Source organism: Streptomyces sp. SAS_270 (assembly GCF_052543295.1).
Genome location: NZ_JBMNDS010000136.1, coordinates 1 through 15,899, shown reverse-complemented (window position 1 = coordinate 15,899; position 15,899 = coordinate 1). Strand labels below are relative to the sequence as shown.

General features: G+C 69.1%; 17 protein-coding genes. 7 read left to right on the top strand and 10 right to left on the bottom strand.

The features are described from left to right. Nucleotides 1–2 precede the first annotated feature (2 nt). The 3 genes from ACN6LB_RS44315 to ACN6LB_RS44305 all read right to left on the bottom strand — a co-directional run bounded on the left by ACN6LB_RS44315 (nt 3) and on the right by ACN6LB_RS44305 (nt 3,154). Nucleotides 3–869 (bottom strand): ISL3 family transposase, encoded by an 867-nt coding sequence (locus ACN6LB_RS44315; RefSeq protein ID WP_445030871.1) that lies wholly within the window; start codon nt 867–869, stop codon nt 3–5. Between the two features lie 416 nt (nt 870–1,285). Beyond that, entirely contained in the window at nt 1,286–1,564 is a 279-nt protein-coding gene (locus ACN6LB_RS44310) for a hypothetical protein (protein WP_445030870.1), read from the bottom strand. A 276-nt stretch (nt 1,565–1,840) separates the two neighbouring features. Further along, nucleotides 1,841–3,154, bottom strand: a complete 1,314-nt coding sequence (locus ACN6LB_RS44305) for a hypothetical protein (protein WP_445030869.1) — start codon at nt 3,152–3,154, stop codon at nt 1,841–1,843. 341 nt (nt 3,155–3,495) lie between these two features. Here ACN6LB_RS44305 and ACN6LB_RS44300 point away from each other — a divergent pair, with 341 nt between their 5' ends. The 3 genes from ACN6LB_RS44300 (at nt 3,496) to ACN6LB_RS44290 (ending at nt 5,785) form a co-directional block, all read left to right on the top strand. After that, nucleotides 3,496–3,735, top strand: a complete 240-nt coding sequence (locus tag ACN6LB_RS44300) for a hypothetical protein (protein WP_445030868.1) — start codon at nt 3,496–3,498, stop codon at nt 3,733–3,735. A 227-nt stretch (nt 3,736–3,962) separates the two neighbouring features. After that, the gene (locus ACN6LB_RS44295) at nt 3,963–4,502 is read left to right on the top strand and encodes an ArsR/SmtB family transcription factor (protein WP_445030873.1); all 540 of its coding nucleotides are present in this window, start codon (nt 3,963–3,965) and stop codon (nt 4,500–4,502) included. Further along, nucleotides 4,499–5,785 carry an MFS transporter gene (locus ACN6LB_RS44290; RefSeq protein WP_445030867.1) on the top strand — a complete coding sequence of 429 codons (1,287 nt, stop codon included), beginning with the start codon at nt 4,499–4,501 and terminating at the stop codon, nt 5,783–5,785. Before ACN6LB_RS44295 ends, ACN6LB_RS44290 begins: the two co-directional genes overlap by 4 nt. A 351-nt stretch (nt 5,786–6,136) precedes the next feature. Here ACN6LB_RS44290 and ACN6LB_RS44285 read toward each other — a convergent pair whose 3' ends face one another. Continuing rightward, nucleotides 6,137–7,060, bottom strand: a complete 924-nt coding sequence (locus tag ACN6LB_RS44285; protein WP_445030866.1) for a helix-turn-helix transcriptional regulator — start codon at nt 7,058–7,060, stop codon at nt 6,137–6,139. Nucleotides 7,061–7,267: 207 nt separating this feature from the next. Between ACN6LB_RS44285 and ACN6LB_RS44280 the strand changes: the two genes are divergently transcribed. Next, the gene (locus ACN6LB_RS44280; protein ID WP_445030865.1) at nt 7,268–8,119 is read left to right on the top strand and encodes an oxidoreductase; all 852 of its coding nucleotides are present in this window, start codon (nt 7,268–7,270) and stop codon (nt 8,117–8,119) included. A 372-nt stretch (nt 8,120–8,491) separates the two neighbouring features. Further along, entirely contained in the window at nt 8,492–9,064 is a 573-nt protein-coding gene (locus tag ACN6LB_RS44275; protein WP_445030864.1) for a dihydrofolate reductase family protein, read from the top strand. A 124-nt stretch (nt 9,065–9,188) separates the two neighbouring features. Here ACN6LB_RS44275 and ACN6LB_RS44270 read toward each other — a convergent pair whose 3' ends face one another. The 5 genes from ACN6LB_RS44270 to ACN6LB_RS44250 all read right to left on the bottom strand — a co-directional run bounded on the left by ACN6LB_RS44270 (nt 9,189) and on the right by ACN6LB_RS44250 (nt 13,363). Continuing rightward, entirely contained in the window at nt 9,189–9,581 is a 393-nt protein-coding gene (locus tag ACN6LB_RS44270; RefSeq protein ID WP_445030863.1) for a VOC family protein, read from the bottom strand. A 96-nt stretch (nt 9,582–9,677) separates the two neighbouring features. Next, entirely contained in the window at nt 9,678–10,109 is a 432-nt protein-coding gene (locus ACN6LB_RS44265) for a nuclear transport factor 2 family protein (RefSeq protein ID WP_445030862.1), read from the bottom strand. Between the two features lie 187 nt (nt 10,110–10,296). Continuing rightward, a complete protein-coding gene (locus tag ACN6LB_RS44260; protein ID WP_445030861.1) occupies nt 10,297–11,220 on the bottom strand; it encodes a zinc-binding dehydrogenase in 924 nt (307 codons plus the stop codon). 371 nt (nt 11,221–11,591) lie between these two features. Next, nucleotides 11,592–11,822 (bottom strand): acyl-CoA carboxylase subunit epsilon, encoded by a 231-nt coding sequence (locus ACN6LB_RS44255; RefSeq protein ID WP_445030860.1) that lies wholly within the window; start codon nt 11,820–11,822, stop codon nt 11,592–11,594. Then, a complete protein-coding gene (locus tag ACN6LB_RS44250; protein WP_445030872.1) occupies nt 11,819–13,363 on the bottom strand; it encodes an acyl-CoA carboxylase subunit beta in 1,545 nt (514 codons plus the stop codon). Before ACN6LB_RS44250 ends, ACN6LB_RS44255 begins: the two co-directional genes overlap by 4 nt. Before the next feature lie 503 nt (nt 13,364–13,866). Here ACN6LB_RS44250 and ACN6LB_RS44245 point away from each other — a divergent pair. Beyond that, nucleotides 13,867–14,478 carry a response regulator transcription factor gene (locus ACN6LB_RS44245; RefSeq protein WP_356145423.1) on the top strand — a complete coding sequence of 204 codons (612 nt, stop codon included), beginning with the start codon at nt 13,867–13,869 and terminating at the stop codon, nt 14,476–14,478. A 308-nt stretch (nt 14,479–14,786) separates the two neighbouring features. Then, complete coding sequence (locus tag ACN6LB_RS44240; RefSeq protein WP_445030859.1) at nt 14,787–15,560, top strand: SDR family oxidoreductase; 774 nt, start codon at nt 14,787–14,789, stop codon at nt 15,558–15,560. Between the two features lie 69 nt (nt 15,561–15,629). On the opposite strand, the gene ACN6LB_RS44235 is transcribed toward ACN6LB_RS44240, so the two are convergent. Further along, nucleotides 15,630–15,899 (bottom strand): zinc ribbon domain-containing protein (locus ACN6LB_RS44235; RefSeq protein ID WP_445030858.1); only part of this gene is annotated, 270 nt, incomplete at its 5' end.

Here is a 15,899-nt window from a genome sequence, read left to right as displayed (position 1 = left end):
CTTCACCGTTTCCGGGTTGGGTAAGCCATCGGACCCAGGAACCTCCCTTCAATTCCTCCCGGCTGAGCCGGGGATACGACAAGGCGCCTCATGGCGCACTGCCATCGGTCGGCGACCTGGAGCGCCTGTGGGGCGCCGCGGGTGGCGCCTTCGGCGAAGAAGGTGGCCCGGTCACGGCAGATGATCTCGATGCCCGGCCGCTCGGCGAGCCAGGCCGCGAGCGTGTCTGCCTCCCGGTCCGGCAGGAGGTCGATCGGACGTCGTGTTTCGACATCGACGAGCACTGTTCCGTAGATGCGGCCCTTGCGCTGGGCGTATTCGTCCACGCCGACCACGCGGGGTGTGATGGCGGCGGGGTCCGGAAGCGAGGCGATCAGCCTCAGCAGGGTGTTCCTACTGACCGGAACCCGGAAGACATCCGCCATGCGGGCGCCTGCCCGGCCTGCGAGCGCGAGGCCGACCGACACCAGCGCTGATCGCAGCCGCTCAGTCTGTCGTCCGAACCGGCGAGTAAGCCTGGGGACTTGCTCGGCGAAGGTCTTGCGCGGACAGCAGTTCTCTGCGCAGACGAACCGCCGCACCCGTAACGACACCACGACGAACTTGCCCGCTGTCGGCAGGTCACGCGGAAATCGCAGGTAGGAGCCATGTATTCGTCCCGACCAACATCCGCACCCCGGGCAGGCCGCCCGTCCTGCGGTCGTACGGGCCTCGATCCGGACGACCGTGTCGGTCACCTCGACCGACTCCACCGACACGCCCTCGACCGAGGAGAACAACAGCTCATCCAGCTGTGGCAGCACTTCGTTCACGGCGAAGAACTGTCGACCACACCACCGTCCAGCCTGGCGATTTCCGGGCGAACTCAACCGGCATCACGTGGAGATCAACGGTCACCCTGCGTACGCGACCACACAAAGTGGACCAGAGCCCGAGCAGCGATGTCGAATGTCGGTGAGCATGAGGGGCGCCCTGTTTTCGGCGGAGCCAGTGTCGACGAGTTCGGGAGTCACTCTCCCGCACCTGTGCGGCGGGCCGCTCGATGCTCTACGACCTGCGGCGTCGGGGACGGTGGGATGCCCGACAGCCCCTGAACGTCTCCGAGGTGCTGTTCGCACTCGTCGACACTCAGCGGCGCCCCGGTCTCCAGGTGACATCCGAACTCGCCGAGAAGCGACATTCGTTGGAAGGCGCACAGCCAGTCGGAGCCTGTTCGAGGGTGGACCATGCATCCTCCGGCAGGGGCAGGAGCGAAGACCCGCCCCACCCAGAGTTGGATTGTGCCTTACCGTCGACTCGATTGAGCCGGGGAACCAGCCGGGTCATCCTCCGGTTCGATGCGGTCGATGTCGTCGTTCCACAACCGGCGCAGGTACTGCCTGAACGTCTCCGGATCGTCGTCTTCGTAGTGGTCCGACTCGGGCCAGCGCCTGTGATCGGGATCCTGATCACTGAGGCAGCAAAGGGCACGCACGACCGCGTCGACCTTGACCCACGTACTGACGGTCTGTCCGGTAAGAAGACGCCGGATGGTCTCCCGGCTGACCTCGTGCGGGTCGGGCATGCTGCTGGTCGTCGCGGAGATGCGCGCGAGCGCAGGACGGCCAGCTTCCCGAAAATGCTCGTGCAGTTCGAATCGACGGAGGCAGTGAGAATCAGCCGGAACAGCCCTGGCGCCTCGGCCCGAACGATCTTCGCCTTCCACTCCACCGCCATCGACCCGTCCCTGGACCCGGTACTGCACATCTCCCGCCTCACAGGGGCCTGGTTCCAGCCAACTCCGGAGACACCTCCGGGTTCGTAGACTTGAGCCCGCTGAACTGGCCAAGGACCACGAGTTCTAGTCGGGCAGAGTCGCGGTGAGGTCGAGGGCGTCGGCGAGGTGTCTGGTCACGGAGTCGTCGCCGCGGGTGTCCGGGAAGTTGAAGTAGCAGGAGTGCGCCCAACCGGGGACGAGACGCCAGGGCTTGTTCCCCCGCACCGGGACGTCAAGGACTCCACTGCCGAACAGCCGCCCCAGCGGCCCGCCGAACCAGTCACCCAGGAATCCGCAGAACGAGGGGATGTAGGGGAAGTACAGATTCGTCCAGCGCACGACGGCGAAGGGTGACCAGTCGTTGAGCACGGCCGTCCCGTTCCAACTGAAAGAGAGCGGTGTGTCACCAGGCCCGAGTTCCTCCTGCGGGAGGGGCGGGCAGGTGACGATCTCGCGGCGGGCGACGCGTGCCTCGAAATCGCCCTTGTTCTTCGTGTAGAGCCGCTCGGCGAAGCACATGGGCGTGCCGCAGCTGATGAAATCAGTGATCCGCCACTGGCTTCCTTGGGCGCGAAGATCGGTCCACAGCCCCCACTGCGCCTCGCGGTAGACGGTCGTCTCACCCGGGGTGGGGGTCCGCGCCTCTTCCCGCCCCGGCATCGCGGCGGCCGCCGCTTCGAGCGTGAGCAGCGACGGAGAGCCCGGGGCGAGGGCATTCCTGGTCATGCCCCAGAGCGTGGTGATTCCGTCGTAAGCGATGTAGGCCCCCAGACTGTGCGCGACGACGATCACCCGCTCGTACCGGGGCCCACCGCCGATCTCCGTCTGGTGCAGCCGCCGCAACAAATCCACCATCCCTTCGCGGATGTCCCGCCGCACCGCGTACGACCGGGGCGAGGTGTCGAGATAGCGCACGACGTCAACAAAGCTGTTGGTGATGAACGAGGGCCCGAACCGGGTGGCGAGAAAGAGCAGCACCACACCGAAGGTGCCCGTCCCCAGCACGGTGAACGCGATGTTCAGAAGATTCTCAACAGCCGACTTCTCGTCTTCGAAGGGAATATCGAGGACGAAGATCCCCCACCCCGCCAAACCCAAGAGGACCCAACTGGCGAGCCACGCGAACCCGAGCCCCTTCGGCGGCAGCCGGCGGATCAGCTTGAGGAACGTCGGCAGCATGTCCGACATCCGGTTCCCTTGCATCAGATGCGCCCAGTGGTACTCGAAGAACTCCGTCTGCGGACGGTTACCGTCGGCGGGCGCGAGGAACCGACGGGATTCGAACGACTCGGACGCGACGTCCCGCTTGGAGTAGAACTTCCAGTTCCCCGGACTCACCGGCGGCAGTCCCGCCCGAATGAACTTCGTGAGAGCGTCCAAGGGTCGCTGCTCACCCATCCCGTGCACGATCACGACAGCCTGGCGTTGGTTGACCATGCACGATGAATCGGCAACGGAGCGCATGACCTTGACCGCGAGGTGGGACTTCCTGCCGCCTAGGGGCTCGTTCGGATCAGGCTGGCTGCAAGAAGCGGTGCAGGTCGGCCGACTCGAGCGGGGGTCTGGTGCGTGCAACTGCGAGGCGGGGGAGGGCGGGGACGCGGAGCGTCGGCAACCGACGACAACGCGGCAGATGTGCGTACCAGACCCCGCAACTCCGGACTGATCCAAACGACAGGCCCTAGTCCCTTCCCCCGCGTACCGCGCCCCCAGCCTCCAAGGAAGTCGGACAGGGCGCGGTGCTGCTGTTCCTCGCGTGCCACCTGTTCGGCGAGGACGTCGCGGTCGACGTACGGGTCGACGGCGGCGAGAACCAGGCGCTGGAGTTCGTCGGGTTCGAGGGCTTCGACTTCCGACTGCGCGGCGTGGTCAATGTCAAAGCCGTGGCGGCGGGCGAAGGCCGGCCATCGCGGATGGCGGATGGTCGCGCTTGCCCGTGGTCGCGGGCTGCGTGTACCGCTGGGCCTGGTCGTGAGTGAGCAGGACGCGGGTGACCCGGCTCCAGCTTCCGGTGCGTGGCCTCGACGTCACCGCACTCTGGATGGACATGGCCGTGGCCGCCATGCGCTTGCCGCCCGGCGTGATCCTGGATGGCGAGGCCGTGGTGTACGTCGCCGACGCTGACGGCCGTGCGCGGATCAGCTTCGCCGCGAAGCCCGGGTCAAACCCCTTGCCTAATGGTCAAGGAACGTTGACCATTGGGGGCATGCCTACCGATGATCTTCCCGAGACGTTTCACGTCACCACGGACGAGCAGCTGCGCGCCGTTTCCAATCTCACGCGTCACCGGATCATGGCCGTGCTCCGCTTCGAGCCGGCGACGATTACGCAGATCGCCGCGCGGGTGGGCCTTGCGAAGGGGAGTTCCAGCTATCACGTGCGGCTGCTGGAGCGGGCCGGGCTGGTCAAGGTGGTGCGGACGCGGAAGGTGCGGGGGGTCACCGAGCGGTACTACGCGATGGCCGCGCGGTCGATCGAGCTGCCGGATCCGGGCGAGGGAGGGCCGGATGTGCTGATGCGGCATGCGGTGGCCGACCTGGAGGCAGCGCCGGCGGAGGGCGAGCGGCACGTACGGATGGCGCATCTGCGGCTCACCGACGAGCAGTTCGCGCAGCTGGGGGCGCGGCTGCAGGCACTGGCGGACGAGTACCGGCAGCTGTCCGATCCGTCGCTGCCGGATGCCTCCCTGGTCTTCGCACTGTTCCACCCCGCATCGGGCGAGCAGGCCGAGGGGGACGCCAAGTGACCTCAGACATCGGGAAGTTGCCGGCCGGGTTCGGACGGCTGTGGACCGCGCAGACGGTGTCCTCGCTCGGTGACGGGGTGTCGCATGCCGCGCTGCCGCTGCTCGCGTTGACGTTGACGCGGGATCCGATGGCGCTCGCCGTCGTCACGGCGGCTGGAACGCTGCCGTGGCTGCTGTTCGGGGTGCTCGGCGGTGCGCTGGTGGACCGCTGGGACCGCCGGCACACGATGTGGGTCGCGGATGCGGCGCGTGCGGTGCTGCTTGCGATACCGGCGGTGGCGGCCGCGCTCGACGTGCTGAGCATTGCGCTGCTCGCGGGTGTCGCCTTCCTGCTCGGCCTCGGCGGGCTCTTCTTCGACACGGCCGCCACGGCCTATCTGCCGGATCTGCTCGGCCGCGATCCCGCACTGCTGGAGCGCGCCAACTCCCGCCTGCGCGGCACCCAGACCGCCGCGTCCGGCTTCGCGGGGCCGCCCGCGGGCAGCGCCCTGCTCACGCTCGGGCGGGCGGTGCCGCTGCTCGCCGACGCGGTGTCGTTCGCCATCTCCGCACTGCTCGTACGGTCGCTTCCCGCCACGCCCCGGCCCGTGCCTCAGGTTCGCGAGTCGCTGCTGCGGCAGGCGCGGGCCGGTGCCTCGTACGTCTTCCGGGACCGGTTGCTGCTAGGGCTCGCACTGCGTCCGGCGGTCGGGAACATCGCCTTCCTCGCCGTGGAGACCGTCCTCGCCCTCTTCGCGCACGACCGTCTCGGCATCGACACCTACGGCTTCGGCCTGCTCCTCACGGCGGAGGCCACCGGCGGTCTGCTCGGCGCGGCCGTCGCCTCCATCCTGGGCCGGCGACTTGGCACCGGCACCGCACTGACCTGCACGGCCACAGTCGAAGGGCTTGCCATCCTGGGCCTTGCCGCCGCCCCCAACCCGTACATTGCCGGGCTGGCGCTCGCCGTCTGCGGAGCGGGCATGGGCGCCACGATGGTGCTCGGCCCCTCCCTGCGACAGTCGATCGTCCCCGCCCACCTGATGGGCCGGGTCGCCTCCACCTCCCGCATGCTCGCCATGTGCGCCGCCCCGTTCGGCGCCTTCCTCGGCGGCTGGCTGGCCACCACCTACGACGTGCGCACCCCGCTCTACACCGCCGCCGGCCTCCTACTCACCATGACCGCCGTCACGTCGACCATGACCAGCAACCGCCGGGTCCAGGCGGCGCTGCAGGCCGCCGCACCGACCGATGCCCCAGCACACCCGGCACCCCTGGATCCCGCGCAGAAGGGCGCCCCATAGGGAGCGTTTTGACCCGCTGTGGTTGTTGTTTGGCGTCGATTCGCGGACCGAGCCGGGACGGGGTCCTCAGGGCAGACGTGTCTCATGCGGGGCAAGGGATTCGTGTCGTCGTTCGGCAACCCGTTTCGTTCCGTTCGCTCCCGTCTGATCCCAACGCGCCCCCGGCTGACCTCGTTTGCGGCCTGGGAAGGCGCGGCCTGCCCGACGGTACTGCCGAAACTTGACGCGACACCGCCCGTATCCCAGCGACGTCTCCGATGCGCGCTGATCGGGCCCGCACTCACCACCTGGCGTGCCGGGCAAGGCCTGCCGGTGGGTCTGCCGGCGTTCCATAACGCCGGCCATCCTGGCTCATGGGACGTAGCCACTATGGCCGGCCGCTCCTCGCGGACCGGCGGGCGTCTCATGCTCTGCGTGCTGCCCGTGCGAGGTCTCGGGCTGCTGTATCCACGCGGCCAGCAGCCCAAGCGCCTCTTCGGAGCTGGAGCCTGCCTCGGCGGTGTAGACACTCAGCCGCTGGTCCGGGTCGGCGGGCAGGGTGAGGGACTCGTAATTGAGGGTGAGCGGGCCGACGACCGGGTGGTGGAAGTGTTTGCTGCCATGCGTGTGCCGGTACACGTTCTGGTCGGCCCACCAGCTGCGGAAGTCCTCATCCGTGATGGAGAGTTCGCCGACGAGCTCGGCCAGCAGTGGATCGTGGGGATGGCGTCCGGCGTCACGCCGGAGCGAGGCGACGATGTCCTGGGCGTGGGTGTCCCAGTGGGCATACAGCGAGCGGGCGCTCTCGTCGCAGAACATGAACCGCACCAGGTTCCGCTCGCGGTGCGGCAGCGCGTCGAAGTCTGTGAGCAGCGCACGGGCCATCCGGTTGGACGCGAGTACGTCCAGCCGCCGCCCCAGCACAAGGGCGGGGGTGTGTTCGAGGATCCGAAGCAGGTCGCGCAGTCCCGGGCGGACCGGCTGCGGACGCGTCGCTGTGCGGCGGGGCCTGCCCGCGGTGGGCTTGGCGAGCTGGAACAGATGGGTGCGTTCGACGGGATCGAGGCGTAGCGCGCGGGAGATGGCGTCCAGCACGGTCTCGGAGACGTTCAGCCGGCGTCCGCGTTCCAGGCGTACGTAGTAGTCGACGCTCACGCCCGCCAGGTGAGCGACCTCCTCGCGGCGCAGTCCCGGCACGCGCCGGGAGCCGCCGTCGTCGGACAGGCCCGCCTGGCGCGGGGTGATCCGTGCCCGCCGAGAGCGGAGGAACTCACCGAGAGCTGTGTTGCGGTCCATGCCGTTCACGATAGGGCCCGAGATCGCCCCGACGGCCGGCGAAAGGGGGACTGGCAGTCCCCCGGTCCGGCTGTCCCCAGGGCGAAGCGGACTCCCCGGAAGCCGATCAGCAGCCGATTCCGGTGCTGAAGTGGAACGTGCCTGGACCGGCCGGGGCTCAACCCGCCCCCGGTCGGCTCCTGTTCGCATCGTATGAAGGGAACTCCTGTGTCGGACACCAAGACATTCCTGATCACCGGCGTCAGCACCGGCCTGGGCCGGGCACTTGCGCGCGCGGCGCTGGCCGCGGGCCACCGGGTGGTGGGCACGGTGCGCACGCACGGCGACGCACGGGCCTTCGAGGCGCTCGCCGGCGACGCGCACGCCCGCATCCTGGAGGTGACCGACCATGACGCCGTGGACACGGTCGTGGCGGAGACCGAGCACGACCTGGGCCCGGTCGACGTACTCGTCGCCAACGCCGGGTACGGCCATGACGGCCTCTTCGAGGAGTCCTCGATGGATGACCTTCGCCGTCAGTTCGAGGTGAACGTCTACGGAACCGTGGCGGTGATCAAGGCCGTGCTGCCGCACATGCGGGAGCGCCGCCGCGGCCACATCATCGCCGTCACCTCGATGGGCGGGCTGATCACCATGCCGGGCCTCAGCTTCTACCACGGCAGCAAGTTCGCGGTGGAGGGCATCCTCGAAACCCTCGGCAAGGAGGTCGCCGATTTCGGCATCCATGTCACCGCCGTCGAACCGGGCAGCTTCCGCACCGACTGGGCCAGCCGCTCGATGAGCCGCGCACCCCGCGAGATCGCCGACTACGACGAACTGTTCGAGCCGCTGCGCGCCCGGCGCATCCACGGCAGCGGACACCAGCCGGGCGACCCGGACAAGGCCGCGACCGCGGTACTGCGCATCGTGGCGGCCGACCAGCCGCCGACGCGCCTGCTGCTCGGCACCGACGCTCTTCGGCTCGTGAAGGCCGGACGCGACGCCTTCGAGCGCGACATGCTGGCATGGGCCGAGCTGTCGGCCTCCACCGACTTCGACGACGCCAGCCGGTCCGCCTGACGCCACTCGCTGTCGGGCCCCCGGCGCGGGGCCTCGACGGCGGAGGCGGCAGTGTCTGCACCCGAGGAAGAGTTCGGCGCACTGGCCGGCGCCATGCCGTCGCCTGCACCGCCGCTACGAGCGCAAGGCCGAGCACCTCCTCGCCTTCGTCGCCATGCCGCAGCCCTCATCAGCCACCGCAGACTCACCACTGAGCGATGTGCATCTTGAAAACGGCTGGTCATCGGGGCTGGTCTCGGTGGTGGTCGTCTCCTGGGCTGGTCGCGGGCGGGTGCCTGTGGTGAAGATCGTCTGGCAGGCCGATGAGTAATGCCGCCACGCCAGGTCTGCACGCAGTGAAACCAGTCCGGAGGAAGACCACAGGAGGTCGAAGTGTCCAGATCAGTGCTCGACATGTCGGTGTCACTCGACGGGTACATCGCCGACACCGACGATTTCCTCGGCGGCGACGACGGCGAGCGGCTGCATAAGTGGGCCGACCCTGACGGGGAGACCGGCCAGCCGTCCGGGCCGGCTGCGCAATTCCAGGACGAGTGGAATGCGGCCGGTGCGGTGCTCGCGGGACGGCGGACTGCCGAGCTCATGGATCACTGGGGTGGTGATCACGGCGGTCTCCCGATCTTTGTGCCCAGCCACCGCCCGCCCGGCCCGGCCGCCCGCTGGGGCTATCCACTGGTGACGTACGTGACCGATGGGATCGAGAGCGCAATGGCACAGGCCAAGGCCGCAGCCGGAGGCAAAGCTGTGCAGGTGCGTGGCGCGTACACGGCGCAGCGGGCGCTCGAGGTCGGGGTGCTGGATGAGGTGCAGATCCATCAGATCCCGGTGCTTCTCGGGCGTGGCCGTCGCCTGTTCGACGTGTTGCCGTCAGAGATCGAGTTGGAGATCGTCCGGGTGATCGACACTCCGCAGGCCACCCACATCCGCTACCACGTCCGTCGCTGAGCGCGCGGGCAGACGATCTTGAGCGTGGGCAATCGTCCGTAACCAGCACGAGTACGCGATCAACGATCCACACCAACCCTGTGACCAGCAACTTCAAGTTGCACAAACTTCAGTGAACAGTTCCTCAGGCGCTCAGACCGGTGCGCACAAACAGGCAGAACGGGTGGCCCACCGGGTCGCACAGGACGCGCACGCCGGCCTGAGGTTGGAAGTCCGCCACCGTTGCCCCCAGAGCAAGCGCATGCCCGACGGCTGCTGCAAGATCGTCCACCTCGATGTCCAGATGCATCATCAACTGCTGCTCCGACCGTGTGGAAGGCCACTGCGGGCGGGTAAATAGCGGCTCCCTCTGGAACGACAGTCCGGCACTGCCGTCCGGCGCTGCGATCTCAACCCAGCCCGGTTCTTCCTTCCGCACCGGCCACCCGAGCAGACCCTGATAGAACCGCGCCAGCTCATGGGGGTCCGGTGCATCAAGAGTGGTCGCAGCCAACGTGAAACGCGGTTGGGGCTTCATGCAGCGCTGCTGCCCTCTTCCGCTGCCGATAGGCGTTGAGCCAGCGCCGAGCCGTCTGGCTGGCCCCGGCCCTTGCCCCGGTTGTCTCGGGCGTCCTCAGCTCATCAGCTCGGGCGCGAAGTAGTCACGCAGGTGGGCGATCTTCCCGTCGCGGATGCGGAAGATCTGTACCAGCGCGACGGCCACGTCACCCTTGTCACCGTCACCGTCTCCGTCTCCGTCTCCGTCGAAGACCGTGTCGATCTCGGCGATGAACACGTCGGGGTCGGCGGTGGTGTGCAGCACGTATCCGGACTTCGCCAGGTTCGGTGCGCGGCCGTGCTCTCCCTGTTGTTCGTAGTAGGCCGCCATCACGCTGCGGATCTCCTCGCGGCCCACCATCCGCTGGGGGAAGGCGGCGCCTGCCGGCATGAGTGGTGCCTCCAGGACACCGTCCTCGGTGAAGTTCTCGGCAAGGGCATCGGCGTTGCTGGTCACGGCGCCGGCGTACACGTGGCTCTCGAAGATCTCCTGCGGCGTTCGGGACACGGCGGCCTCCCTGGACTCGGACGCGGAAGGCCACCTCACCACACGGGTGCGGCGCCGGATGCGGGATTACGGGATGACGGCGTGATGACGGCCCCCACCATGAACGTCCCGTCATGGTGGGGGCCTTAGGTCAGCAGCGGTGCGCCGTCGTGCCGGCCGGCTGTGCGGTTGGTGTTCGGTGCTCTCGTCAGCCGACCCTGAGCACGGCGTTGCCGGTGATCTTCCGGTCGCGCAGGTCGTTGAGGGTGGTGGCGGTGTGCTGCCAGTCCTCCAGGCGGCCGATCTGCGGGTGCAGCCGGTCCTTGGCGACGAGGCTGACGAGTTGTGCCAGGTCGGTGCCGAACAGCTCGTCGAAGTGCTCGTAGTGGAAGTGGCGCACGGTCGCCGAGCGCGGTCCCTTGAAGAACTCGAAGAAGCTGAGCTGGGCGGGCTGGCGGGAGGCCTGGCCGAACCAGATGAGCTGTCCGCGTTCCTTCAGCAGGGCGAGGCTTTGGGGGGTGGAGGTGCCGCCGACGGATTCCATGACGATGTCGTAGGGGCCGGCGGCCTCGCTGAGGTCGTGCGCCACTGTCGCGCCGAACTCGGTGAGGTGCTTGCCGCGTTCGGGGGTGGCCGTGATCGCGGTGACCTCGGCGCCCTCGCCGATGGCGAGCTCGGTGACGTAGTGGCCAACTCCCCCGGAGGCTCCGGTGAGCAGGATCCGCTTGCCGGCGACCGATCCCGCGGTGCGCAGCAGTCGCAGGGCGGTCAGTCCGGCCAGGGGAAGGGCCGCCGCCGACTCGAAGGAGAGGTCGTCGGGGATCTCGGTGAGGGAGCGGGTGGGGACGGCGACGTACTGGGCCCAGCCGTTGGCGGGCGGGTGGCCGACCACCCGGCGGCCGGCGGCCGGTCCACTGCCGTCCGCCGCCGCGCGGACGACGACGCCGGCGATGTCCTTGCCGGGGCGGCCTCCTCCCGGGCGCAGCGGTCCGTGCAGTTGGAAGACCTCGCCGCGGTTGACGGAGAATGCCCTCACCTCGATCAGGGCTTCGTCCGCCGCCGGCTGCGGCTCTTGACTCTCGCCGAGCTCGACCATTTCCTCGGGTCGGCCGGTGGGCAGCAGGGCCTTCATCGGGTGGCCTCCTGCGGGCGGACGGTGTGGGGCATGGCTGACTCCTGTGTCGTGTCTCAAGAGGGGTGTGGCGTCGTGGGGGTGTTCATGTCCGCGGGCCGCGCCTGGCCGTCTCCCGCTTTCCGGAAATTGCTTCCTGTGTGCGGGAGTTCGACCGGCGCATTGCGGCGGACCTGTGGGGTGTGCTTGTTTTCCGGCCGGTGCTCGACACGTTAGGAGCTGCCCGTGGGGCCGCTCAAGGCACATGCCACCGAGGTGCGGGGCGTGTGTTTCCTAAGGAACACGGGTGGCGGGGCCGGGAAGGGCGGCGCGCGTCTTCCGCTGGCGGCCTGTGCTGTGCACGGGCCATGTGCGGGGCCGGCCCGCCCGGTTCAGGGCCGTGGTGTGGTGGGTGGGTTCGCTCGCCAGGTGCCCGCTGCCGGGTGTCCGGTGCGGTGGGTCCACCGCGGGCGGGGGCGGACAGTCCGGGGGCTGGGCGGTTGGGGGGTGCGGGTGGCCAGGGCGTGCAGTACGGCGAGCACCGCGGCGAGTTCGTCGGCATCGGCGTTGCCGCGCACGAGCCGTACCGCAGGCGGTGGCGGGTTCTGCTGCTCGGTGCTCATACGGGCTGGTTGCCGTGCTTGCGCTCGGGCAGCTGGGCGTGTTTGGTGCGCAGCATGCGCATTGATTTGATGAGCAGTTCGCGGGTGCGCCGGGGGTCGATGACGTCGTCGACCAGGCCGCGTTCGGCCGCGTAGTAGGGGTGCATGAGTTCTCGTTTGTACTCGGCGACGCGGCGGGCGCGGGCGAGGTCGGGGTCGTCGGCGGCGGCGATCTCGCGGCGGAAGACGACGCCTGCCGCGCCCTCGGCGCCCATCACGGCGATCTCGTTGGTGGGCCAGGCGAAGGAGAGGTCGCAGCCGATCGAGCGGGAGTCCATGACGATGTAGGCGCCGCCGTAGGCCTTGCGCAGGATGACCTGGACGCGGGGGACGGTGGCGTTGCAGTACGCGTACAGGAGTTTGGCGCCGCGTCGGATGATGCCGTCGTGTTCCTGGTCGGTGCCGGGCAGGAAGCCGGGCACGTCGACGAGGGTGACCAGGGGGATGTTGAAGGAGTCGCAGAACTGCACGAACCGTGCGCCCTTCTCGGAGGCCGCGATGTCGAGGGCTCCGGCGCCGGCCATCGGCTGGTTGGCGACGATGCCGACGACCTGGCCGCCGAGCCGGGCCAGTGCGGTCAGGAGGTTGGGTGCCCAGCGTTCGTGCAGTTCGAAGTAGTCGCCGTCGTCGGTGAGTTCCTCGATGACGCGGCGCATGTCGTAGGCCTGGTGCGGGTTGGCCGGTACGAGGTTGACCAGTGCGTCGCCGCTGCGGTCCCAGGGGTCGTCGCTGTCCTCGTCGGGTGGCAGTTCGCGGTTGTTGGCGGGCAGCATCGACAGCAGGTGGCGTACGTCTGCCAGGCAGGACTCCTCGTCGTCGTGGAGGAAGGTGGAGACGCCGGAGCGGGCCGAGTGGACGTCGCCGCCGCCGAGTTCGTCGTGGCTGACCTGTTCGCCGGTGACGGCGTGCACCACGTCGGGGCCGGTGATGTACATCTGCGCGGTGCCGCGCACCATGAAGACGAAGTCGGTGAGGGCGGGCGAGTAGGCGGCGCCGCCGGCGCACGGTCCGAGGATGACGCTGATCTGCGGGATCACGCCGGACATGCGGACGTTGCGGGTGAAGATGCCGCCGTAGCCGGCGAGTGCGGTCACGCCCTCCTGGATGCGGGCGCCGGCTCCGTCGCTGAGGGCGACCAGGGGCGCCCCGGCGGCTTCGGCCATGTCCATGATCTTGTGGATTTTCTGGGCGTGGGCTTCGCCCAGTGCGCCGCCGAAGATCCGGAAGTCGTGCCCGAACACGAACACCTGGCGGCCCTCGACGGTGCCCCAGCCGGTCACGACGCCGTCGCCGTGCGGCCTTTTGGCCTCCAGGCCGAAGCCGGTGGCGCGGTGGCGGCGCAGGCCCTCGATCTCGGTGAAGGAGTCCTTGTCCAGCAGGAGTTCGATGCGTTCGCGGACGGTGAGCTTGCCCCGGGCGTGCTGGCGCTGGGTGGCCGAGGGGTCGGGCCCGTCGGCCACCTCGCGTTGGAGGGCGGCGAGTTCATCGAGCCGTTCGTGCATGGACGGCGCGGTCCGCTGGACGAGGCTCTCCAGTTCCAGGGCGCTGCTGTCGGGCGCTTCGGTGTCGTCCAGGGGCCGTGTCGGCGGGCTGAGGTCTGGTGCTTTGGCCATCGGGAACTCCTTTTCTGCGCACCGGCAGGTGGCTGACCGCTCACGCTAGGCAGCCGGTGGCGGCAAAGGACAGAACACGGGCCGCAGGACGAATTCGGTCATTCTTTGGTGACAACTGTGCTGTTTCTTCAGGCACTTCGCCCGGTGGTACGCCGGGGAGCCGAAGGAGATATCCGCACGGAGCTCTCGGAACACGCGTAGAACCCCTCGTAGTACGCGGCGGCCGCGGGCGCCATAGGGGGCGCTAGGTTCGCGTTCCAGACATCTTCAGGAAGGAGCCGGCCACCCCTATTTCCTTCTTTCCCGGAGGCATTGAGTGAGCGAGGAGAAAGAGCCAGACGATGGCAGACACTGACCCGGCGTCTTCGCTGTCGCGACACAGAGTTGCGGTCGTGGTGGACCCGTTCCCGATCTCCCGGGCGGCGGTGGCCTCACTGCTGAGGCACTCCGGCGCGGTCGATGACACCCAGGAGGCGGAGAGCCGGCCAGGCGCCCTGGAACTGGTGCGGCGCCTGAGCGCCGACCTGCTGGTCACCGATGTGGACCTGGCGGGCCGCGGCGACGGGGTCCACCTGTGCCGCCAGACCAAACGGCTGGCCCGCCCGCCGGCCGTGCTGATGTTCACGGGCACCGACGACCCCGCGGTGGTGGCTGCCTGTCTCGCCAGCGGGGCCGACGGGTTCGTGCACCGCTCGGCGACGCCCGAGCGGCTGGTGCGGGCCGTGGACTCCCTCGCGGCGGGGCGGCCCGTGTGGCACCTGCGCGAGCACGCCGACACGGTGCCCGCCGCGGGGCAGCGGCCGCGCGTGCACGGCATGACCACCCGCGAACAGCAGATACTCGGACTGCTCCTGGGCCGCTATTCCAATGACGAAATAGCGGCCGAACTTCATCTGGCCCGACAGACCGTCAAGAACCATGTCAGCAATATCCTGCGCAAACTCGGCGCGGCGAACCGGCGTGAATTGCTGGCCAACCGCGGATCACTCACCCGGGCGTCGTGAACAGACGCCCGCCGATATCCGGTGCGCGCCGCAGATGCCGTACTCCCTTGGTGGCATCCGAAGTCCCCCAAGGGAGAATGTCCAAGCCCCGCCCCGCCCCTCTACTGTCGAGGTGACGCAGGGCGGGGCTTTGGCCAAGTACCGGACACGGTAGGGACAATTCCCGCACGCGGCACCTCCCGTCACATCCCCCGCACGGGTGGCGCCGCCCAGGTCCTTGAGCCCCGCCCTGCGTCCCCGCCGTGACCGTCGCCGCCACGGACGGCGGCGGTCACGGAACCCACGCACCCCCTTGGAGGTACCCCACCGTGAGCACCCCTGTCTCCCCCGCCCGATTCCAGGGCCGGGTCGCCCTCGTCACCGGCGCCAGCCGCGGCATCGGACTCGCCGTCGCCGAACGCCTGGTCGCGGAGGGCGCCCGGGTATGCCTCACGGCCCGCTCCCCCGAACCCCTCGCCGAAGCGGTCACCCTGCTCGGCGGCCCGCAGCACGCCCTCGCCGTCGCCGGCAAGGCCGACGACCCGGCCCACCGCGCCGAGGCCGTACAACGCACCGTCCAGACCTTCGGCCGCCTCGACGTCCTCGTCAACAACACCGGGATCAACCCGGTGTTCGGTCCCGTCCTCGGCCTGCAGGAGGACGCCGTCCGCAAGGTCTTCGAGGTCAACGTGCTCTCCGCCCTCGGCTGGCTGCGCCAGGCCCACACGGCGTGGATGGGGGAACACGGCGGCGCGGTCGTCAACATGACAGCCGTCGCGGGCCTGCGCGCGGCCGAGGGCATCGGCGCGTACGGCGCGAGCAAGGCCGCCCTCATCCACCTCACCGAACAGCTCGGGCAGGAACTCGGCCCGCACATCCGGGTCAACTCGGTGGCCCCCGCCGTCATCAAGACCCGTTTCGCCTCGAAACTCTACGAGGACCGGGAGGAGCAGGTCGCCGCGGGCTACGCGCTCGGCAGGCTCGGCACCCCCGAGGACATCGCCGCGGCGGTCGCCTACCTCGCCTCCGACGACGCGTCCTGGGTGACCGGCCAGACCCTCACCGTGGACGGCGGCCTGATAGCCGCCGGCGGGGGAATCTGAACCTTGAAGGCTCCCCTCCCTGAAGGGAGGGGATTGTCCACCCTCCAGGGCTGAGCGGGGATTTACGGCTCAGGCTGCCTCTGGGTCCACCGGACCAGGAGGTCTTGCGCCCTCAGCACCGTCCGGGTTCCAACCTGCCCGGACCAGCACCACGCGGGCGGAGTTCTTGTCCCTGGGGGACACGGCTCCGCACACGGTGCAGGTATACGTTCTCATCGAGAGAGGTAGTGCGTGCTTGGCTCTCGCTCCGCACTGCGCACAGTCCATCGTGGTGTGCGCCGGGTGCACGAGACGGACGTCCCGTGCGTGCTTACGGCCCATCTCGACCAGGGCACGCTT

Coding starts and splice junctions, on each gene's coding strand:
- ACN6LB_RS44305 (WP_445030869.1), bottom strand. CDS start 3,154: ATGGGTGAGCAGCGACCCTTGGACGCTCTCACGAAGTTCATTCGGGCG.
- ACN6LB_RS44310 (WP_445030870.1), bottom strand. CDS start 1,564: ATGCCCGACCCGCACGAGGTCAGCCGGGAGACCATCCGGCGTCTTCTT.
- ACN6LB_RS44260 (WP_445030861.1), bottom strand. CDS start 11,220: ATGAAGGCCCTGCTGCCCACCGGCCGACCCGAGGAAATGGTCGAGCTC.
- ACN6LB_RS44270 (WP_445030863.1), bottom strand. CDS start 9,581: ATGAAGCCCCAACCGCGTTTCACGTTGGCTGCGACCACTCTTGATGCA.
- ACN6LB_RS44285 (WP_445030866.1), bottom strand. CDS start 7,060: ATGGACCGCAACACAGCTCTCGGTGAGTTCCTCCGCTCTCGGCGGGCA.
- ACN6LB_RS44295 (WP_445030873.1), top strand. CDS start 3,963: ATGCCTACCGATGATCTTCCCGAGACGTTTCACGTCACCACGGACGAG.
- ACN6LB_RS44255 (WP_445030860.1), bottom strand. CDS start 11,822: ATGAGCACCGAGCAGCAGAACCCGCCACCGCCTGCGGTACGGCTCGTG.
- ACN6LB_RS44250 (WP_445030872.1), bottom strand. CDS start 13,363: ATGCACGAACGGCTCGATGAACTCGCCGCCCTCCAACGCGAGGTGGCC.